The organism is Citrobacter sp. RHB25-C09, from assembly GCF_013836145.1.
GTDB lineage: Bacteria > Pseudomonadota > Gammaproteobacteria > Enterobacterales > Enterobacteriaceae > Citrobacter_A.
Map to the genome: position 1 here is coordinate 4,215,207 of NZ_CP057483.1, position 21,623 is coordinate 4,236,829.

Here is a 21,623-nt window from a genome sequence, read left to right on the forward strand (position 1 = left end):
AGAAGCCGCTGAGATTCAGCGTCATCAACTCGCCTGTGGAAGTTCGTCCCCAGATCATCAGGGTATCGTCCGTTTTGATCGCGGTCATGCCATATGACGTACCGTAAACCGCCCGAACGTCTACCAGCTTATCTTTGATTAGCGAATCGTCCAGATGAGATGGCTACTGTTCCCCCAGTTAACGACCGTGCCGTCTTTTTTCAGCGCTTAACAATATTTACTAACCCCGGTCAGCGCGGCAATGTCGTCAGGCAAAGTGCCACCCGCATCAGCGACGCCCCATGCCATAATTTTACCGTCGCTGGTCAGCACAATGCGAACTTCGTCATTACAGACAAGATCGATAATATTATCCATCTCGGCAATTTTCTCTGGCAGGGAATAATAGCCGGTGACCGATACGCCCCATTGCTTCAGCTGTCCATCATTATTGACTACCGTAATAATATCACCAGGGCGATAATCAATATTACCGGAGTTTAAAATCACCGACTGATATTCATCAGCAGAAACAATGAGGCGATTAACAGCGTTTTTATCATAAAATCCCGTACCTTGGGTAATCTGGCTATCACCTTCATACTGCCAGTTAGCCAATAAGGGCTGCAAAGTTTCCGCGTCCAGAGCAACAATGCGAGAATAAGGTGAGTTAAAACAGCCCGCGCCCTGAGTTCTGCGGCCCATGATTAATAATGATTTTGCTATAACAATACTTCTTGATTATTAAACCTAAAATAAGTGGATATTTAATAAACCCGATGCGAATTACGCTATCGAGAATACAAGGCTGATTGTTCTCTTTTTACGCCGTCTAAATATAAAAAAGGTTTAATAAAAGTATTTAATATTGGGCTTTTTAAAATAAAAAAACCGCTGGTATTCAGCGGCTTTTTAGTTACCGGATGGCGCTAGCGCTTACCCGGCTGACAAACGGATTAACCGTATTAGTCTTCTTTCGGACCACGGTTCGCACGGCGGCGATCGTTTTCCGTCAGGTGACGTTTACGAATACGGATAGACTGCGGTGTCACTTCTACCAGTTCGTCGTCATCGATGAACTCCAGAGCCTGCTCCAGGGTCATCTTCACCGGCGGAACCAGAACCGTTGCTTCGTCAGTACCGGACGCACGCATGTTGGTCAGTTTCTTACCGGTCAGACAGTTAACCGTCAGATCGTTAGAACGGCTGTGAATGCCGATGATCTGGCCTTCATAAACTTCTGCACCGTGGCCCAGGAACAGCTTACCGCGGTCCTGCAGGCTGAACAGCGCAAACGCAACCGCTTTACCCTGACCGTTGGAGATCAGTACGCCGTTCTGACGCTGGCCCACTTCGCCCGGACGCACGTCGTCGTAGTGGCTGAAGGTGGAGTACAGCAGACCCGTACCGGAGGTCATGGTCATGAACTCAGAACGGAAGCCGATCAGACCACGGCTTGGGATCACGTAGTCGAGACGTACGCGGCCTTTGCCATCTGGATTCATGTTTTTCAGGTCGCCTTTACGCTCACCCAGCGCCTGCATCACGGAACCCTGGTGCTGTTCTTCTACGTCGAGCGTTACGTTCTCGAACGGCTCTTGTTTACGGCCGTCGATTTCGCGGAAGATTACTTTCGGACGGGAAACCGCCATTTCGAAACCTTCACGACGCATGTTTTCGATAAGAACTGACAGGTGCAGTTCGCCACGACCGGAGACACGGAATGCATCTGCATCCTGGGTTTCTTCAACACGCAGCGCAACGTTGTGCACCAGCTCTTTGTTCAGGCGGTCAAGGATCTGACGAGAGGTAACGTATTTACCTTCTTTACCGCAGAATGGAGAGGTGTTGACGTTGAAGAACATGGTTACAGTCGGTTCATCAACAGACAGTGCCGGCAGCGCTTCGACGTTCTGCGGATCGCAGATAGTGTCGGAGATGTTCAGCTCGCCCAGACCGGTGATCGCAATGATGTCGCCTGCTTCAGCCAGGTCGCTGTCGATACGCTCCAGACCCAGGTGAGTCAGCACTTTACCGACTTTACCGTTACGGGTTTTGCCTTCACTGTCGACAATCGTGATCTGCTGGTTCGGCTTCACTTTACCGCGCTTGATGCGGCCGATGCCGATGACACCAACGTAGTTGTTGTAATCCAGCTGAGAGATCTGCATCTGGAACGGACCGTCGAGATCAACGTCCGGAGCCGGTACGTGATCAACAATCGCCTGATACAGCGGGGTCATGTCTTCAGCCATATCTTCGTGATCCAGACCCGCGATACCGTTCAGCGCCGAAGCGTAGATGATCGGGAAGTCCAGCTGTTCGTCGGTGGCGTCGAGGTTTACGAACAGGTCAAATACCTGGTCGACAACCCAATCCGGACGCGCGCCTGGACGGTCAACTTTGTTGATAACGACGATAGGTTTCAGGCCATGAGCAAAGGCTTTTTTGGTCACGAAGCGCGTCTGCGGCATCGGGCCGTCAAATGCGTCAACCACCAGCAGCACTGAGTCAACCATGGACATGACACGCTCAACTTCACCACCGAAGTCTGCGTGCCCAGGGGTATCAACGATGTTGATACGGTAATCATTCCATTTGATAGCGGTGTTTTTAGCGAGGATGGTAATCCCACGCTCTTTCTCCAAATCGTTGGAGTCCATCACACGCTCTTGAGTTTCGGCACGCGCATCGAACGTACCGGATTGCTGCAGCAGCTTGTCAACCAGGGTAGTTTTACCATGGTCAACGTGCGCGATGATGGCGATATTACGCAAATTTTCGATCACAACTTTGCCTCAGGCATTAGAAATAGCGCGTTATTGTACACGGATTAATCGCACTACAAAACAGGATCACAAACATCCTCCGCAAACAAGTATTGCAGAGTTTCTTTGTGATCGCTTTCACGGAGCGTTAAAAGGGTTATACACTGTCCATTGCACCAACATGGTGCTTAATGTTCACATTAAAGCACTATATTGGTGCAACATACTCATCATAGTGCAGCCCTTTTGCACGATGGTGCGCATGATAACGCCTTTTAGGGGCAATTTAAAAGTTGGCACAGATTTCGCTTTATATTTTTTACGGCGACACGGCCAATGATTAAAGAATTGAACACCTCGTTACCACGACGACTATGACCAATCTGGAGAGTTATGTATGTCCGCTGAACACGTATTGACGATGCTGAATGAGCACGAAGTGAAGTTTGTTGATTTGCGCTTCACTGATACCAAAGGTAAAGAACAGCACGTCACAATTCCTGCTCATCAGGTAAATGCCGAATTCTTCGAAGAAGGCAAAATGTTTGACGGCTCCTCCATTGGTGGTTGGAAAGGTATCAACGAATCCGACATGGTGCTGATGCCAGACGCCTCTACTGCGGTCATTGACCCGTTCTTCGCGGATTCTACTCTGATCATCCGCTGTGACATCCTGGAACCCGGCACGCTGCAAGGCTATGACCGCGACCCGCGCTCTATCGCTAAACGTGCAGAAGAGTACCTGCGCTCCACCGGTATCGCGGATACCGTGCTGTTCGGGCCAGAACCAGAATTCTTCCTGTTTGACGATGTCCGTTTCGGCGCGTCAATCTCCGGTTCTCATGTGGCTATCGATGACATCGAAGGCGCATGGAACTCCTCCACCCAGTATGAAGGTGGTAACAAAGGTCACCGTCCGGCAGTGAAAGGCGGCTACTTCCCAGTTCCTCCAGTAGACTCCGCTCAGGACATCCGTTCTGAAATGTGTCTGGTCATGGAGCAGATGGGCCTGGTCGTTGAAGCGCATCACCACGAAGTGGCAACTGCGGGTCAGAACGAAGTGGCAACCCGCTTCAACACCATGACCAAAAAAGCCGACGAAATTCAGATCTACAAATATGTGGTTCACAACGTCGCTCACCGCTTCGGTAAAACCGCAACCTTTATGCCAAAACCGATGTTCGGCGATAACGGCTCCGGTATGCACTGCCACATGTCTCTGTCCAAAAACGGTGTAAACCTGTTCTCCGGCGACAAATACGCAGGCCTGTCAGAGCAAGCGCTGTACTACATTGGCGGCGTGATCAAACACGCTAAAGCGATCAACGCCCTGGCGAACCCGACCACCAACTCCTACAAGCGTCTGGTCCCGGGTTACGAAGCGCCGGTAATGCTGGCTTACTCTGCCCGTAACCGTTCTGCTTCCATTCGTATTCCGGTAGTGGCTTCTCCGAAAGCGCGTCGTATCGAAGTGCGCTTCCCGGACCCGGCCGCTAACCCGTACCTGTGCTTTGCAGCCCTGCTGATGGCGGGTCTTGACGGCATTAAGAACAAGATCCACCCGGGCGAAGCGATGGACAAAAACCTGTACGACCTGCCGCCAGAAGAAGCGAAAGAGATCCCACAGGTTGCGGGTTCTCTGGAAGAAGCACTGAACGAACTGGATCTGGACCGCGAGTTCCTGAAAGCCGGCGGCGTGTTCACTGATGAAGCCATCGACGCTTACATCGCGCTGCGCATTGAAGAAAACGACCGCGTTCGCATGACACCGCACCCGGTAGAGTTTGAGCTGTACTACAGCGTTTAATCGTTTTAAGTTGCCGTGGAAACTTTAGCCTGTTTCTGACAGGTTTGAGGTTGATGGCAAACATTACGATGCCCGATGGCGCAAGCTTATCGAGCCTACCGGGCAACCACCTTGTAGGCCGGATAAGGCGAAGCCTCCATCCGGCATCACGGTTTGTCAGCAATCTGTAGCCCATCTCACGATGGGCTTTTTTCTCCGCCAACAAACTGATTCGTCGTTCTTTTTCTGCGTTAAAAGCTATAATGCACTAAATTGGTGCACACTTTTCAGGAGACTGCTTTATGGCAACAGGCACGCTGCCCGATGCTGGGCAGATCCTCAATTCTTTAATCAACAGTATCTTATTGGTTGATGACGAACTGGCGGTGCATTACGCCAATCCCGCCGCGCAGCAATTACTCGCCCAAAGCTCACGCAAACTGTTTGGCACACCGTTGCCCGAACTGCTGAGTTACTTTTCACTCAATACCGACCTGATGCGAGAAAGCTTAGATGCGGGTCAGGGTTTCACTGATAACGAAGTCACGCTGGTGATTGACGGGCGATCGCATATCCTTTCGCTGACCGCGCAGCGGCTAACCGACGGTCAGATCCTGCTTGAAATGGCGCCAATGGATAACCAGCGGCGACTGAGCCAGGAGCAGCTCCAGCACGCTCAGCAGGTCGCAGCGCGCGATCTGGTACGTGGGCTAGCCCATGAGATTAAAAACCCGCTCGGTGGCTTACGTGGCGCTGCACAGCTACTCAGTAAAGCGCTACCCGACCCTTCGCTGCTGGAATACACAAAAGTCATCATTGAACAGGCCGATCGCCTGCGTAATCTGGTCGACAGGCTGTTAGGCCCGCAGATGCCAGGCACGCACGTCACTGAGAGCATTCATAAAGTGGCGGAACGTGTGGTGGCGCTGGTTTCAATGGAACTTCCTGACAATATCACGCTGGTGCGGGATTACGATCCCAGCCTGCCAGAGTTGCCGCATGACCCGGAACAGATTGAACAGGTGCTGTTGAACATTGTCCGTAACGCGCTCCAGGCTCTGGGGCCGGAAGGCGGAGAAATTGTGCTACGCACCCGTACAGCATTCCAGCTCACGCTGCATGGCGAACGCTATCGCCTGGCCGCACGCATTGATGTCGAGGATAACGGGCCAGGTATTCCTTCCTACCTCCAGGATACGCTGTTTTACCCAATGGTCAGTGGCCGCGAAGGCGGTACCGGGCTGGGGTTGTCCATCGCCCGTAATTTGATCGATCAACATTCCGGCAAAATTGAATTTACCAGTTGGCCAGGTCATACCGAGTTCTCGGTTTATCTGCCTATCAGGAAATAAGGTGACGTTTATGCAACGAGGAATTGTCTGGGTCGTCGATGACGATAGCTCCATCCGATGGGTGCTTGAACGCGCTCTCGCTGGAGCGGGTCTGAGTTGCACCACATTCGAAAGCGGTAATGAGGTGTTGAACGCGCTGGCGAGCAAGACGCCAGACGTGCTGTTGTCTGATATCCGTATGCCGGGAATGGACGGACTGGCGCTGTTAAAGCAGATCAAACAGCGGCATCCGATGCTTCCGGTCATCATAATGACCGCCCATTCCGATCTGGATGCCGCCGTCAGCGCCTATCAGCAAGGGGCATTTGATTATCTGCCCAAACCGTTTGATATCGACGAAGCTGTGGCGCTGGTCGAGCGCGCCATCAGCCATTATCAGGAACAGCAGCAGCCGCGCAATATTCAGATCAACGGCCCGACGACGGACATCATTGGCGAAGCACCGGCAATGCAGGATGTGTTTCGCATTATTGGGCGGCTTTCCCGTTCATCAATCAGTGTACTGATTAACGGCGAATCGGGAACCGGTAAAGAGCTGGTCGCTCATGCATTGCATCGTCATAGCCCCCGCGCCAAAGCGCCGTTTATCGCCCTGAACATGGCGGCGATCCCAAAAGATTTGATTGAGTCTGAGCTGTTCGGCCATGAAAAAGGGGCGTTTACCGGGGCAAACACCATTCGCCAGGGGCGTTTTGAGCAGGCCGACGGCGGTACGCTGTTTCTTGATGAGATTGGCGATATGCCGCTGGATGTGCAGACGCGCTTATTACGTGTCCTCGCTGACGGTCAGTTTTATCGCGTGGGCGGCTATGCGCCGGTGAAGGTTGATGTGCGTATTATCGCCGCAACGCACCAGAATCTGGAACAGCGGGTTCAGGAAGGCAAATTCCGTGAAGACCTGTTCCATCGACTGAACGTCATCCGCGTGCATCTTCCACCGCTGCGCGAGCGCCGGGAGGATATCCCACGTCTTGCTCGCCACTTCTTACAGGTCGCAGCGCGCGAATTAGGTGTAGAAGCGAAGCTACTGCATCCGGAAACCGAAGCCGCACTGACGCGTCTGGCGTGGCCGGGCAACGTGCGCCAACTGGAAAACACCTGTCGCTGGTTAACCGTAATGGCCGCCGGGCAGGAAGTGTTGATTCAGGATTTACCCGGTGAGTTATTTGAAGCAACGGTGCCGGACAGCCCTTCGCATATTCAGCCAGACAGCTGGGCGACCCTCCTCGCACAATGGGCCGATCGGGCGCTGCGTTCCGGTCATCAAAACCTGCTTTCGGAAGCGCAGCCTGAGATGGAACGTACCCTGCTGACAACGGCGCTGCGCCATACACAGGGTCATAAACAGGAAGCGGCAAGACTGCTAGGCTGGGGGCGAAATACCCTGACGCGGAAGCTAAAAGAGTTGGGAATGGAGTAACTCAGGTGCCGGATGGCGGCTACGCCTTATCCGGCCTACAGACGAGCCCGGTACGCGTTCGCGCTACCGGGCAACGTGTTTAAATCACTCGCGAAAACTGCTGCATGCGCGCTTTTTGGCGCAGATACGTATCAAAACACATGCAAATATTGCGGATCAGCAAACGGCCTTTCGGCGTGACCTGAATCCCTTGCTCATTCACATCCACCAGCCCATCTTTCGCCAGTGGCGCAAGCAGGTTCAGGTCTTCAGCGAAATAATCAGCAAAGTTCAGATCCCACTGCTGTTCAATGGCAGAGTAGTTAAGCCGGAAGTTACAGATCAAAGATTTAATGACATCACGGCGAATACAGTCGTCACGGGTCAACGCGATACCGCGCCACAGCGCATTCCCCTGCTCGTCCACCTGCTGATAGTAATGCTTCAGCTCTTTCTGGTTTTGCGCGTAGCAATCGCCAATCATGCTGATCGCGGAAACGCCCAGTCCCAGGAGATCGGTATCGCCCTGGGTAGTGTAACCCTGGAAATTACGATGCAGAACGCCTTCACGCTGTGCGACAGCCAGTTCGTCATCCGGACGCGCAAAGTGGTCCATGCCGATGAACTGATAACCCGTTTCCGTCAGCGAGGAGATGGTCTGCTGGAGGATGTCCAGCTTCTGCTGCGGGCTCGGTAAATCCGCGTCTTTGATTTTGCGCTGTGCGGCAAACAGCGTCGGCAGGTGCGCATAGTTAAATACGCTCAGACGGTCAGGACTTAACTCTGCCACGCGTTTCAGGGTAAATGCGAAGCTCTCCGGCGTCTGTTTGGGCAATCCGTAGATGAGATCGATATTGGTTGAGGTAAAACCAATATCGCGAGCATGGTTGAGCAGCGCAAAGATAAACTCTTCATCCTGCTCACGGTTCACCAGCCGCTGAACCTCTTTATTGAAATCCTGCACGCCCATACTCAGGCGGTTAAACCCTTCCGCACGTAAATGATCGAGCACATCCAGTTCAATTTCGCGGGGATCAACTTCGATCGAGATTTCCGCATCAGCATTAAAATGGAAGTTGTCGCGCAGCAGCGTCATTAAGCGGCTGATTTGCGCCTTATTCAGATAGGTCGGTGTACCGCCGCCCCAGTGGAGTTGGCTCACACTGCGCCCGGCAAACAACGGCGCACGATGGATAATTTCCTGTTCTATCGCATCCAGATATTGATCGGCTTTATGCTGCTGGCGAGTCACAATCTTATTGCAGCCGCAAAAGTAGCAGAGCTTGTGGCAGAACGGGATATGAACATACAGCGAGAGCGGACGCTCGGGGTAGCGCGCTACTGCGTTTAAGAACGCCGGTTCGCCAAAATCTTCAGAGAACTCCAGCGCGGTCGGGTACGAGGTATATCGTGGCCCGGAATAGTTATATTTCTGGATCAGGGCCAGATCCCAGTCTATTAGCTGTTCAGACATGCTCACTCCTTCCGATGGCGTCTCTGGCGAGTACGGCGTACCGGCTTCACTCCGTTACGAGTGAACTGCCGGTTGCGCAGCCACTTCTGTCGCCGCGACAACCGCTGTAGTTTAACGAATAACCACGCCAGATAACATATAACCGGAAGGGTTATAAGCAGGACGGCCAGACCCACGGTGTAAACCGTTAGTTACCACCCCGAAGCAGACGCATCATATCTTCCTGCTTCTCGTCTTCTTCCTCTTCTTCTTCGTCGTCATCGTAGGAGAGGCCCAGCTTCTGCATCAGCTCATCGATGCGGTCCAGTTTGGCATCAACCCATGACTGCTCTTCAGCACTCAGGGTTTCACCCGCTTCCAGACGTTCTAAAAGCGCATCCAGGCGCTCATCCGTTTCCAGTAAATCCAACTCAGCCTGCGGTGAAAGCATAGGTTTCTCACTCTTCGGTTTGTGCTGTTTGGTGACCTTTTCGGTCACGCCCAATGGAATGGGGGTTTTACTGCCAATGCGTGGATCTTTCTGCTTGCTCTGGTTTTTTGCACCTGTCGCCGCGTCACTACCCGTCGCACGGCTACCCGCCGCGTGACCACGGTGCTTTTTCTGACGCTTGCGGTCGCGAGCTTCCTGATTCAGATCTTCGCGGGTTTTACGGCGCGCCTTTGCAGGACCTTTGCCGTGTGGTGTAGAAGTGGATTTCATAGTGATTCGTCTTTGGCTGTTTTATTCAGTATATAATTGCGCCGGAATCTAGCAGAAATAAAGAAAAAAGGCGACAGATTGCTCTGTCGCCTTTTAACCTAACTCACAACCCTGAAAGGGTCCTACATTCCATGTCGGCTACCAACACACCCTGTTTTTCCTTCAGCCTGGAACGCTCCGTGTCTTTTCCATTTCCTTATACTAACGTCTCCGGACGTCTGTCATCCTGACAATCCTGTGTCTTCGCCTCCTGGCGCTCCTGACCCTCATCCTGAGTCGTATATCCTGTCAGCGTCCTCGCTATGGGTGCTACTTTACTCTTTTGGGGGTAAGTAACAAGCTACCCAGAGCACACTTCAGCTATTTTCAGAATATTACAAGAATATAATCAACTGATTTAGTTACATTAATTGATTAATGCCTCTGCAATTACTCCTAATTTTCGCATAAGAACGATCGGCAATGTCTTACAAAGCACAGGGTTTTCACTTACAGGATACCCATGCCGAAAAATCAGTCTTTTGCTGCTGTTCAGGTATAATCGCCGCAAAGCTTTGACTGACGGAGACGACCGCTTTGATTAACCTGAATTATCAACAGACGCACTTTGTGATGAGTGCGCCTGATATTCGCCATTTACCTTCCGATACCGGAATTGAAGTGGCTTTTGCTGGCCGTTCAAACGCAGGCAAATCCAGCGCATTGAATACGCTGACTAACCAGAAAAGCCTGGCGCGTACCTCAAAAACGCCGGGCCGTACTCAGCTTATCAACCTGTTTGAAGTGGTTGACGGCAAGCGTCTGGTTGACCTGCCGGGCTATGGCTATGCCGAAGTACCGGAAGAGATGAAGCGTAAATGGCAACGTGCCCTGGGTGAATATCTGGAAAAACGCCAGAGCCTTCAGGGTCTGGTTGTACTTATGGATATACGACATCCGCTTAAAGATCTCGATCAGCAGATGGTGCAGTGGGCCGTGGAGAGCAATATTCAGGTGCTGGTACTGCTGACTAAAGCAGACAAGCTGGCGAGCGGTGCGCGTAAAGCACAGCTGAATATGGTTCGTGAAGCAGTGCTGGCCTTTAATGGCGACGTGCAGGTGGAGACGTTTTCATCCCTGAAGAAACAGGGCGTGGACAAACTACGTCAGAAACTGGATAGCTGGTTTAGTGAGCTGGCGCCGGTGGAAGAGGAGCAGGACGGGGAGTGATCCCACCGTTAATCTGCCGGATGGCGGCGTAAACGCCTTATCCGGCCTACAGCAAGGTGCAGTCACGTAGGCCGGGCAAGCGAAGCACCGCCGGCAATGCCGGATAAGTACCTACAATAAAAAACGCCCCAGTCAGAAACTGACTGGGGCGGCTAAAATATTCAGCCAAATCCGATTACGTGAAGTAAAAGGTCTGAAAGATAGAACATCTTACCTCTGTACCCTACGCGAATAACTTTACTCTTTTTTGAGCAGCACAGAAAGCCCTTTTTGTAATTTTTTTTCACTTGTTGCATAAGAAATTCCAATGCTCATCACAAAAAGCGTTCTCTTATGTTGCTTTATTACGGAAAAATCGCGTTATTCCATGTCCTCTTAGTGCGCCTGATCCCAGTTTTCACCGCTTCCGACTTCCACCAGCAGCGGCACATCAATACGTGTACAATTTTCCATCAATTGATGAATCTTCTGCGATACGGCTTCAAGGTCATCTTTGTGCACTTCAAACACCAGTTCATCGTGCACCTGCATGATCATTCTCACGCGTGGCTGTTCGGTTTCCAGCCAGCCATCGACAGCGATCATCGCGCGTTTGATGATATCGGCTGCGGTCCCCTGCATCGGGGCGTTAATTGCTGCGCGCTCTGCTCCGGCGCGGCGTGCGCCATTGCTGGATTTGATATCCGGCAGGTAGAGACGACGGCCTTCCAGCGTTTCAACATAGCCTTGCTCTTTCGCCTGAGCGCGCGTGCGCTCCATATATTCCAGTACGCCAGGATAACGTTCGAAATACAAATCCATGTACTTCTGCGCTTCTTTGCGTGGAATATTCAGCTGACGCGCCAGACCAAACGCGCTCATGCCGTAGATCAGACCAAAGTTGATTGCTTTCGCGCTACGGCGCTGTTCGTTAGTCACTGACTCTAACGGCAGGCCAAACACTTCCGCCGCAGTGGCACGGTGAATATCTTTCCCTTCGGCAAAGGCAGTAAGCAACCCTTTATCCCGCGACAGGTGCGCCATGATGCGCAGTTCAATCTGGGAGTAGTCGGCAGAGACAATCACATAGTCTTTCGGTGGGATAAATGCCTGACGGATTCGACGCCCTTCCTCGTTACGCACCGGAATATTTTGCAGGTTCGGATCGGTAGAAGATAAGCGCCCCGTCGCGGTGACAGCCTGGTGATACGACGTATGCACGCGCCCGGTTTTCGGGTTAATCATCAGCGGTAGCTTGTCGGTATAGGTCGATTTCAGCTTCGCAAGACCACGATATTCCAGAATCACTTTCGGTAGCGGGTAATCCAGCGCCAGCTCTTCCAGCACTTCTTCTGATGTTGACGGCGCACCGCCTGGGGTTTTCTTCAGCGGCTTAATGCCCTGTTTTTCGAACAAAATCGTTTGCAGCTGCTTGGTCGAAGAGAGATTAAACGCTTCTCCCGCGATATCATGGGCTTTCTTTTCCAGCTCCGCCAGGCGCAGGGTGATCTCTTCAGAATGTTTGTGCAGCACGGCAGGGTCAATCTTCACACCGTTACGCTCTACGCGTGAAAGCACAGGCACCAACGGCATTTCGATGTTTTCGAAGACATTCAACGGCCCTTTATGCTGTTGTAACTCTGGCCACATTTTCAGATGCAGTTGCAGCGTCACGTCAGCATCTTCGGCGGCGTATCGTCCGGCTTCTTCAAGTGCGATCTGATTAAACGTCAGTTGGTTTTTGCCCTTGCCCGCGATCTGTTCAAACGTGATGGTCGTGTGCTTGAGCCAGCGGTCAGACAGGCTGTCCATATCGTGACGACCGGCAACGCTGTTTAAAATGTAGGATTCAAGCATGGTATCAAAGGCGATACCGCGCAGTTCGATATCGTAATTAGCCAGGATACCGCGATCGTACTTCAGGTTTTGACCAACTTTGCGAATGTTTTCATCTTCCAGCAGTGGCTTGAGCATTTCCAGCGCACGGTCGCGGGAGATTTGATCCGGCGCATCAAGATAGTCATGCGCAACCGGTACATACGCGGCGACACCCGGTTCAATGGCGAAAGAAAGCCCAACCAGATTGGCGGAAATGTTATCCAGACTGTCGGTTTCGGTATCGAAAGCGATGACTGGCGCTTTTTTCAGCTTCGATATCCATGTTTCCAGCGTCGCTTCATCAAGGATGGTCACATAATTTTCATGTGAAAGCGCGACTGCAGGCTCTTCCGGCGTCTCATCAATAACAATGGTTTCCTGCGGTTTGGCCGCAGGCTTCGCGCCCTTCGCCTGTAGCCATTTTCCAGCCTCAACGTCCGCAGTCCAGCGCTTAAACTCATACTTTTTAAACAGGCCAACCAGCTCATCGGCCAATGGCTGTTGGACTTCCAGTTGTTCACAGGTGAGCTCCAGCTCAACGTCAGTTTTGATCGTCGCCAGCTTATACGAGAGGTAAGCGACCTCTTTGTTTTGCTCGAGTTTGCCTGCCATGGTTTTTGCACCACGGAAGGTCAGCCCGGCAATTTTCTCTGATTCGGCATAAAGGGTATCCAGGCCACCCAGCCCCTGGAGCAGCGCCTGAGCGGTCTTTTCTCCAACGCCCGGAACGCCCGGAATGTTATCGGAGGAATCACCCATCAGCGCCAGGAAGTCGATGATCAGCTCAGGCGGTACGCCATATTTATTCACTACCTCATCCGGACCAAGGATCGTGTTGGTCATGGTGTTGATGAGTGTAATATTTGGCGTCACCAGTTGGGCCATGTCTTTATCGCCCGTACTGATTAGCACCGGACGACCTACTTTTTCTGCTTCGCGCGCTAGGGTACCGATGACATCGTCTGCTTCTACGCCAGATACGGCCAGTAACGGTAACCCCATCGCTTTGACCATCGCATGCAGGGGCTCTATTTGCGCGCGGAGATCGTCAGGCATGGGTGGACGATGTGATTTGTAATGTTCGAATAATTCATCACGGAAGGTCTTACCCTTGGCGTCAAAGACCACAGCGGCATGTGTTGGCTGATACTGCATGATCAGGCTGCGCAGCATGTTAAGGACGCCATACATCGCGCCTGTGGGTTCGCCTGCACTGTTAGTCAGCGGAGGAAACGCATGGTATGCGCGATAGAGATATGAAGAGCCATCTACAAGGATAAGTGGGTTTTCTGGGATCTGAACCATAATGTCCGTGCCTGTTTATCAGATTATGGGTAAAGGATGCCACAGACAGACTGAAAACATGAGTATTTCGCCCCTTTTGTCGTAAATCTTTTACAGTTCTTCAGCCTGCGCGTTGCAAACATCTGTGGATAACTTTGTGTGTAAATAATTTAATTCGATTTAATTTCAAATTAATGCTTTACCTATCATTTGATTTTTCATTTAATTTCAAATGGTTAAATTAATCATCGCTTAATTTCCATTTCATCTTCCTGAAATATTGAATGTGGATAGAAAAGGCGAATTTTTCTCTATTGCCAAGAACCGTCATTTGAGTCATTTTCTGATAAAATCAGCCCCCTTTGCGCAGCGTTCGCGTTCTGTTTATGGCTAACCCTTTGAATAGTTTATTTTTGACGAGATTATTCGCGTCAGTGACCCTTTTACTGAGCATTATCATGACCATTCTGGTCACGATTTTTTGCTCAGTACCGATCATTCTTGCAGGCGTCGTTAAGCTCCTGCTGCCAATTCCTTTTGTCTGGCGCAAGGTTTCTTTGTTTTGTAATTTTATGATGTATTGCTGGTGCGTGGGGCTGGCGCTTTTGCTGCATCTCAATCCACATTTGAAATGGGATGTAGAAGGTCTTGAGGGGTTAAGCAAAAAAAACTGGTATCTGCTCGTTTGTAATCATCGCAGCTGGGCCGACATTGTTGTGCTTTGCGTTCTTTTTCGAAAGCATATTCCCATGAACAAATACTTCCTTAAGCAGCAACTGGCATGGGTACCGTTTATCGGCCTCGCCTGTTGGGCTCTGGATATGCCGTTTATGAAGCGTTATTCACGAGCTTATCTTTTGCGCCACCCGGAACGCCGCGGTAAGGATATTGAGACAACTCGCCGTTCCTGCGAAAAATTCCGTGTGCATCCGACAACCATCGTTAATTTCGTCGAAGGCTCACGCTTTACCACAGAGAAACATCAGCAAACCCATTCGCCGTTTAAACATTTGTTGCCGCCAAAAGCGGCTGGCATTGCAATGGCATTGAATGTTTTAGGATCGCAATTTGATAAGTTACTCAACGTAACCCTCTGTTATCCTGAAAATGATCGCACACCTTTCTTCGATATGCTGAGCGGAAAACTGACGCGCATTGTCGTACGGGTAGATATGCAGCCCATTAGCGACGAGCTTCACGGCGATTACATTAACGATAAAGAGTTTAAACGGCGCTTCCAGCTTTGGTTGAATACGCTCTGGGGCGAGAAAGACATACTAATTGAAGAGATTAAAACCGAACATCAAAACGCCGGTCAGTGACCGGCGTTTTCGTTTTTATTTCTTACCTACCAGGTATTTCACTGTATCGGCATACTGCTGAACAAAGATATCCGTGCTGCTGGTATCCATGCCCTGAGGATTGATCTGGTATTTGCCATTAACAAACATCGCCGGAACGCCCTGCAACTGCAGATCCGCAGCGGCTTTTTCCTGCTGTGCTACCAGGGATTTCACCACGAAGCTGTTCCATGCTGCATCGTATTCTTCACCCTTGATACCCGCGTCAACGAAGACTTTACGAATATCTGCAACGGTCTGTACCGTCTGGTTTTTCTGCACTGCCTCAAACATAGGCACGGTTACTTTATCTTCAACACCCAGTGCCATTGCGACAGCCCACGCCTGAGTCATATCCTTACCCAGTGGGCCCAGGAACTCAACGTGGTATTTAGTCATTTTTACGCCTTCCGGCAGTTTTTTCTTCACGTTATCAGAAACATGAAGCACATCTTCAAACTGGTAACAGTGTGGGCAATAGAAAGAGAAGAACTCCAGCACCTGCGGTTCACCGGCAATAGGCTTTTCCAGCGTGGTATACTGCTTACCATCCTGGAACTGCGCTGCCGATGCGCTAAAAGCTAAAACCATACCAGCCAGCGCCAGCCAAATCTTTTTCATGTTCACATCTCCGATTAATACATAGGTGTCAGTTGTAACGGGGGTTCCTGCAGAATTTTTGCCTGCTCAATAAATGTTGCGGTCTGGCGATGCCAGTAATCTTCTCCGGTCAGCCACGGGAAGTTTTTGGGAAACGCGGGATCGTCCCAACGACGGATCAGCCAGGCTAGATAATAAACCAAACGCATGGCACGTAAAGGTTCAATCAGTCCGATTTCATCCGTATTAAATTCATTAACTTCTTCATACGCTTCAATAATCGTTTCAAGCTGCATACGGCGCTCCGCTTTGTCTCCATTAAGAAGCATCCACAGATCCTGAATTGCAGGGCCATTGCGTGAATCATCTAAGTCGACAAACAGCGGGCCATCACGCCAGAGAATATTTCCAGCATGGCAGTCGCCGTGCAGACGAAGCATATCAAATTTGGTATGCCATTTATCCGTCACTGCCGCGATCAGGGCATCTGTCGCTTTCAGAAAGGCAACTTTCTGCCCTGACGGAATGAGTTTAGCGTTCTCAAATAACTTCCGCGGTTCAATAAGATATTCATCCAGCCCTATGGTTGGCCGGTATGAAAAGAGGTGTTCACGCCCTTTAAGGTGTATACGCCCCAGATAGCGGCCTACCGCTTCCATTTGGTCTATGTTGTCAGACTCAAACTGTCTGCCCCCTACGCTTGGGAAAATGGCGTAGTGGAACCCCTGATGCGCCAGCAATGTTTGTCCGTTGAAAGCTAAAGGGGCAGCAACCGGGACCTCATTTTCAAGCAATTCAATGGCAAACTGATGTTCTTCCAGTATTTGATCAACAGACCAACGTTCAGGGCGGTAGAATTTGACGACAAAACGCTGACGGTCTTCGTCCTGGAATTGATAGACACGGTTTTCATAGCTATTAAGCGGGGTAAGACCGGAATCCACCCGGATCCCCTGCTCAAACAGCGCATCCATGATGGTATCCGGGTGTAGTGTCTGGAAAGTAAAAGCGTTGTCGTTCATCCCATCATCCGGAAATTACTACGAATAATTCAGGATATCACTTCACGACGCATTCGGTGACGCCTCTTACAAGCTTTTACTCTTTAATTACGCCACGTGCCCGAAGCAGTGCCGTTTTAAAATCTTCTTCGTAGTCTTTCTGAATACCGGGAATAACGGCATCTTTCGCGGAGTCGCGCATTTTCAGGTGGTAGATCAGAATGTCATCACTTAATTCCGTCAGTTCGCCGTCAAAACCTGACTCTTTCGCCAGTTTCTGCAAAAATTGCATCAGGTTAAGTTCTGGCTCTTTTTGCCAGGCTGGCTGGAGGAGTTCGATAACTTCATTCAGGCGTTTACATTTCATGGTAGTGCTCCTTACTCTTGAGACAGACACGTTAGCAGGGTCAATCCCACAATAAAAGAGGCGATATCAGTGAATCAGGATAGTGCAATTACAGGGGTTGTGCTGGCTGGCGGTAAGGCCAGGCGAATGGGCGGCATTGATAAGGGACTGCTTGAGTTAAATGGGAAACCGCTGTGGAAACATGTCGCTGACACGCTTTTGTCGCAGCTCGATAACGTCATTGTGAATGCGAATCGCCACCAGGAAATGTATCGGGCGGGTGGGCTGAAAGTGATCCCGGATCTTATGGAAGATTTTCCCGGCCCGCTTGCGGGTATGCTTTCCGTTTTTCAACAGGAAGAAGGCGACTGGTTTTTGTTTTGCCCCTGCGATACGCCTTACATTCCCCCGACGCTTGCCGCACGATTAGCCGCCGAGCGTCAACAGGCGCATGTGGTATGGGTGCACGACGGAGAGCGAGACCACCCGACAATTGCGTTGGTTAACCGGTCGGTTCAGCCGCTGTTGCAGGATTATTTGCAGTCCGGCGAGCGTCGGGTAATGGTTTTTATGACTCTCGCCGGGGGGCATGCGGTTGATTTCAGCGATTGCAAAGAAGCGTTTGTGAATGTGAATACTCTTGAGGAACTCGATAAATGGCAGCAGACACGCTGATCCCTTTACTGGCTATTGCAGCATGGAGCGGAACGGGAAAAACAACGTTGCTCAAGCAGTTGATTCCGGATCTGTGTGCCAGTGGTGTTCGTCCGGGGCTTATCAAGCATACTCATCATGATATGGATGTAGATAAACCGGGAAAAGATAGCTACGAATTACGTAAGGCCGGGGCTGCACAAACATTGGTCGCCAGTCAGCAACGCTGGGCATTAATGACGGAAACTCCGGAAGAGCCCGAGTTGAATTTAGCGTATCTGGTCAGCAGGATGGATGCTGCAAAGCTAGATATAGTGCTTGTTGAAGGGTTTAAACACGAAGCAGTTGCGAAGATCTTACTTTTTCGTCAGGGATGTGGACACAGCGAGGAAGAATTAATTCTTGATGAGCATGTTATTGCGGTTGCCAGTGATATTCCACTTGCCGTAGCGGTACCCGTTTTGGATCTTAATGATGTATCGCAGATTTCTGCCTTCATTTTGCGATGGTTAGAGAAAGCACATTCCCTGTAGGCCGGATAAGGCGGAGCCGCCATCCGGCAACTCTGCTCTGCGGGGAAAAAACGCAAAAAGCCCATCCGTCAGGATGGGCTCTTCACTTATTTGATGCCTGGCAGTTCCCTACTCTCACATGGGGAGACCCCACACTACCATCGGCGCTACGGCGTTTCACTTCTGAGTTCGGCATGGGGTCAGGTGGGACCACCGCGCTAAAGCCGCCAGGCAAATTCTTTGTGCTCAGTACGCAATATTTTATCGCATCAGCTGCGTTGGCCGCATTCGCGAACCTCAGTCACATACTTATGTATGCTCCTTCCGTCGCTTCACTTGCCGCCTTGCCGCTGCGCAAACTATTGCGCACTACAATCTGTAATCAAAGCTGAAAATTCTCTCAATTCCGCCAAAACATCTTCGGCGTTGTAAGGTTAAGCCTCACGGTTCATTAGTACCGGTTAGCTCAACGCATCGCTGCGCTTACACACCCGGCCTATCAACGTCGTCGTCTTCAACGTTCCTTCAGGAGACTTATAGTCTCAGGGAGAACTCATCTCGGGGCAAGTTTCGTGCTTAGATGCTTTCAGCACTTATCTCTTCCGCATTTAGCTACCGGGCAGTGCCATTGGCATGACAACCCGAACACCAGTGATGCGTCCACTCCGGTCCTCTCGTACTAGGAGCAGCCCCCCTCAATTCTCCAGCGCCCACGGCAGATAGGGACCGAACTGTCTCACGACGTTCTAAACCCAGCTCGCGTACCACTTTAAATGGCGAACAGCCATACCCTTGGGACCTACTTCAGCCCCAGGATGTGATGAGCCGACATCGAGGTGCCAAACACCGCCGTCGATATGAACTCTTGGGCGGTATCAGCCTGTTATCCCCGGAGTACCTTTTATCCGTTGAGCGATGGCCCTTCCATTCAGAACCACCGGATCACTAAGACCTGCTTTCGCACCTGCTCGCGCCGTCACGCTCGCAGTCAAGCTAGCTTATGCCTTTGCACTAACCTCCTGATGTCCGACCAGGATTAGCTAACCTTCGTGCTCCTCCGTTACTCTTTAGGAGGAGACCGCCCCAGTCAAACTACCCACCAGACACTGTCCGCAACCCGGATCACGGGCCTACGTTAGAACACCAGCCATTAAAGGGTGGTATTTCAAGGGCGGCTCCACGCAGACTGGCGTCCACGCTTCAAAGCCTCCCACCTATCCTACACATCAAGGACCAGTGTTCAGTGTCAAGCTATAGTAAAGGTTCACGGGGTCTTTCCGTCTTGCCGCGGGTACACTGCATCTTCACAGCGAGTTCAATTTCACTGAGTCTCGGGTGGAGACAGCCTGGCCATCATTACGCCATTCGTGCAGGTCGGAACTTACCCGACAAGGAATTTCGCTACCTTAGGACCGTTATAGTTACGGCCGCCGTTTACCGGGGCTTCGATCAAGAGCTTCTCCTTACGGATAACCCCATCAATTAACCTTCCGGCACCGGGCAGGCGTCACACCGTATACGTCCACTTTCGTGTTTGCACAGTGCTGTGTTTTTAATAAACAGTTGCAGCCAGCTGGTATCTTCGACTGATTTCAGCTCCACGAGCACGTCGCTTCACCTACATATCAGCGTGCCTTCTCCCGAAGTTACGGCACCATTTTGCCTAGTTCCTTCACCCGAGTTCTCTCAAGCGCCTTGGTATTCTCTACCTGACCACCTGTGTCGGTTTGGGGTACGATCTGATGTTACCTGATGCTTAGAGGCTTTTCCTGGAAGCAGGGCATTTGTCACTTCAGCACCGTAGTGCCTCGTCATCACGCCTCAGTGTTAAAGTGAACCGGATTTACCTGGTACACACACCTACACGCTTAAACCGGGACAACCGTCGCCCGGCCAACATAGCCTTCTCCGTCCCCCCTTCGCAGTAACACCAGGTACAGGAATATTAACCTGTTTCCCATCGACTACGCCTTTCGGCCTCGCCTTAGGGGTCGACTCACCCTGCCCCGATTAACGTTGGACAGGAACCCTTGGTCTTCCGGCGAGCGGGCTTTTCACCCGCTTTATCGTTACTTATGTCAGCATTCGCACTTCTGATACCTCCAGCATACCTCACAGTACACCTTCACAGGCTTACAGAACGCTCCCCTACCCAACAACACATAGTGTCGCTGCCGCAGCTTCGGTGCATGGTTTAGCCCCGTTACATCTTCCGCGCAGGCCGACTCGACCAGTGAGCTATTACGCTTTCTTTAAATGATGGCTGCTTCTAAGCCAACATCCTGGCTGTCTGAGCCTTCCCACATCGTTTCCCACTTAACCATGACTTTGGGACCTTAGCTGGCGGTCTGGGTTGTTTCCCTCTTCACGACGGACGTTAGCACCCGCCGTGTGTCTCCCGTGATAACATTCTTCGGTATTCGTAGTTTGCATCGGGTTGGTAAGTCGGGATGACCCCCTAGCCGAAACAGTGCTCTACCCCCGAAGATGAATTCACGAGGCGCTACCTAAATAGCTTTCGGGGAGAACCAGCTATCTCCCGGTTTGATTGGCCTTTCACCCCCAGCCACAAGTCATCCGCTAATTTTTCAACATTAGTCGGTTCGGTCCTCCAGTTAGTGTTACCCAACCTTCAACCTGCCCATGGCTAGATCACCGGGTTTCGGGTCTATACCCTGCAACTTAACGCCCAGTTAAGACTCGGTTTCCCTTCGGCTCCCCTATTCGGTTAACCTTGCTACAGAATATAAGTCGCTGACCCATTATACAAAAGGTACGCAGTCACCCCATAAAAGAGGCTCCCACTGCTTGTACGTACACGGTTTCAGGTTCTTTTTCACTCCCCTCGCCGGGGTTCTTTTCGCCTTTCCCTCACGGTACTGGTTCACTATCGGTCAGTCAGGAGTATTTAGCCTTGGAGGATGGTCCCCCCATATTCAGACAGGATACCACGTGTCCCGCCCTACTCATCGAGCTCACAACATGTGTGATTTTGTGTACGGGGCTGTCACCCTGTATCGCCGGCCTTTCCAGACCGTTCCACTACCACATATGCTGATTCAGGCTCTGGGCTGCTCCCCGTTCGCTCGCCGCTACTGGGGGAATCTCGGTTGATTTCTTTTCCTCGGGGTACTTAGATGTTTCAGTTCCCCCGGTTCGCCTCGTTAACCTATGTATTCAGTTAACGATAGTGCAACGAATTGCACTGGGTTTCCCCATTCGGACATCGCCGGCTATAACGGTTCATATCACCTTACCGACGCTTTTCGCAGATTAGCACGTCCTTCATCGCCTCTGACTGCCAGGGCATCCACCGTGTACGCTTAGTCGCTTAACCTCACAACCCGAAGATGTCTTGTCAC

At 51.2% G+C, this 21,623-nt stretch carries 15 protein-coding genes, 2 rRNA genes and 1 pseudogene; 7 read left to right on the plus strand and 11 right to left on the minus strand.

Annotated elements, in window-relative coordinates:
• Positions 1-207 precede the first annotated feature (207 nt).
• Together HVY19_RS19895 and typA are read right to left on the minus strand one after the other, a co-directional pair.
• Positions 208-684, minus strand: a complete 477-nt coding sequence (locus HVY19_RS19895; protein ID WP_181682295.1) for a hypothetical protein — start codon at positions 682-684, stop codon at positions 208-210.
• A 260-nt stretch (positions 685-944) separates the two neighbouring features.
• The gene (gene typA, locus HVY19_RS19900; protein ID WP_181682296.1) at positions 945-2,768 is read right to left on the minus strand and encodes a ribosome-dependent GTPase TypA; all 1,824 of its coding nucleotides are present in this window, start codon (positions 2,766-2,768) and stop codon (positions 945-947) included.
• 376 nt (positions 2,769-3,144) lie between these two features.
• Here typA and glnA point away from each other — a divergent pair, with 376 nt between their 5' ends.
• The 3 genes from glnA (at position 3,145) to glnG (ending at position 7,305) form a co-directional block, all read left to right on the plus strand.
• Positions 3,145-4,554, plus strand: coding sequence for a glutamate--ammonia ligase (glnA, locus tag HVY19_RS19905; RefSeq protein ID WP_181682297.1), 1,410 nt, complete (start codon positions 3,145-3,147; stop codon positions 4,552-4,554).
• Positions 4,555-4,835: 281 nt separating this feature from the next.
• Positions 4,836-5,885 (plus strand): nitrogen regulation protein NR(II), encoded by a 1,050-nt coding sequence (gene glnL / locus HVY19_RS19910; RefSeq protein WP_181682298.1) that lies wholly within the window; start codon positions 4,836-4,838, stop codon positions 5,883-5,885.
• Positions 5,886-5,895: 10 nt separating this feature from the next.
• Complete coding sequence (gene glnG, locus HVY19_RS19915; RefSeq protein ID WP_181682299.1) at positions 5,896-7,305, plus strand: nitrogen regulation protein NR(I); 1,410 nt, start codon at positions 5,896-5,898, stop codon at positions 7,303-7,305.
• Positions 7,306-7,384: 79 nt separating this feature from the next.
• Here the strand turns inward: glnG and hemN are convergent, their stop codons facing one another.
• The 3 genes and pseudogenes from hemN to HVY19_RS19930 all read right to left on the minus strand — a co-directional run bounded on the left by hemN (position 7,385) and on the right by HVY19_RS19930 (position 9,762).
• Complete coding sequence (gene hemN / locus HVY19_RS19920; protein WP_181682300.1) at positions 7,385-8,758, minus strand: oxygen-independent coproporphyrinogen III oxidase; 1,374 nt, start codon at positions 8,756-8,758, stop codon at positions 7,385-7,387.
• Positions 8,759-8,945: 187 nt separating this feature from the next.
• Positions 8,946-9,458 (minus strand): Der GTPase-activating protein YihI, encoded by a 513-nt coding sequence (yihI, locus tag HVY19_RS19925; RefSeq protein WP_181682301.1) that lies wholly within the window; start codon positions 9,456-9,458, stop codon positions 8,946-8,948.
• Between the two features lie 103 nt (positions 9,459-9,561).
• Positions 9,562-9,762 (minus strand): annotated as a pseudogene (locus HVY19_RS19930) (hypothetical protein).
• A gap of 272 nt (positions 9,763-10,034) precedes the next feature.
• Here HVY19_RS19930 and yihA point away from each other — a divergent pair.
• Positions 10,035-10,667 carry a ribosome biogenesis GTP-binding protein YihA/YsxC gene (yihA, locus tag HVY19_RS19935; RefSeq protein WP_181682302.1) on the plus strand — a complete coding sequence of 211 codons (633 nt, stop codon included), beginning with the start codon at positions 10,035-10,037 and terminating at the stop codon, positions 10,665-10,667.
• A 375-nt stretch (positions 10,668-11,042) separates the two neighbouring features.
• Here the strand turns inward: yihA and polA are convergent, their stop codons facing one another.
• Positions 11,043-13,829, minus strand: a complete 2,787-nt coding sequence (gene polA / locus HVY19_RS19940) for a DNA polymerase I (RefSeq protein WP_181682303.1) — start codon at positions 13,827-13,829, stop codon at positions 11,043-11,045.
• A gap of 365 nt (positions 13,830-14,194) precedes the next feature.
• Here polA and HVY19_RS19945 point away from each other — a divergent pair, with 365 nt between their 5' ends.
• The gene (locus tag HVY19_RS19945) at positions 14,195-15,130 is read left to right on the plus strand and encodes an acyltransferase (RefSeq protein ID WP_181682304.1); all 936 of its coding nucleotides are present in this window, start codon (positions 14,195-14,197) and stop codon (positions 15,128-15,130) included.
• A 15-nt stretch (positions 15,131-15,145) separates the two neighbouring features.
• On the opposite strand, the gene dsbA is transcribed toward HVY19_RS19945, so the two are convergent.
• The 3 genes from dsbA to HVY19_RS19960 all read right to left on the minus strand — a co-directional run bounded on the left by dsbA (position 15,146) and on the right by HVY19_RS19960 (position 17,116).
• Positions 15,146-15,769: a thiol:disulfide interchange protein DsbA gene (gene dsbA, locus HVY19_RS19950; RefSeq protein WP_181682305.1), complete on the minus strand. Its 624-nt coding sequence runs from the start codon at positions 15,767-15,769 to the stop codon at positions 15,146-15,148.
• Between the two features lie 14 nt (positions 15,770-15,783).
• The gene (locus tag HVY19_RS19955) at positions 15,784-16,770 is read right to left on the minus strand and encodes a serine/threonine protein kinase (RefSeq protein WP_181682306.1); all 987 of its coding nucleotides are present in this window, start codon (positions 16,768-16,770) and stop codon (positions 15,784-15,786) included.
• A gap of 76 nt (positions 16,771-16,846) precedes the next feature.
• Positions 16,847-17,116 (minus strand): YihD family protein, encoded by a 270-nt coding sequence (locus tag HVY19_RS19960; RefSeq protein WP_181682307.1) that lies wholly within the window; start codon positions 17,114-17,116, stop codon positions 16,847-16,849.
• Between the two features lie 69 nt (positions 17,117-17,185).
• Here HVY19_RS19960 and mobA point away from each other — a divergent pair, with 69 nt between their 5' ends.
• Positions 17,186-17,770 carry a molybdenum cofactor guanylyltransferase MobA gene (gene mobA / locus HVY19_RS19965; protein WP_181682308.1) on the plus strand — a complete coding sequence of 195 codons (585 nt, stop codon included), beginning with the start codon at positions 17,186-17,188 and terminating at the stop codon, positions 17,768-17,770.
• The gene (gene mobB, locus HVY19_RS19970; protein ID WP_181684339.1) at positions 17,767-18,282 is read left to right on the plus strand and encodes a molybdopterin-guanine dinucleotide biosynthesis protein MobB; all 516 of its coding nucleotides are present in this window, start codon (positions 17,767-17,769) and stop codon (positions 18,280-18,282) included. Before mobA ends, mobB begins: the two co-directional genes overlap by 4 nt.
• Before the next feature lie 95 nt (positions 18,283-18,377).
• Here mobB and rrf read toward each other — a convergent pair.
• Positions 18,378-18,493: ribosomal RNA gene (rrf, locus tag HVY19_RS19975) — 5S ribosomal RNA — on the minus strand.
• A 198-nt stretch (positions 18,494-18,691) separates the two neighbouring features.
• A 23S ribosomal RNA gene (locus tag HVY19_RS19980) occupies positions 18,692-21,598 on the minus strand.
• Positions 21,599-21,623 lie beyond the last annotated feature (25 nt).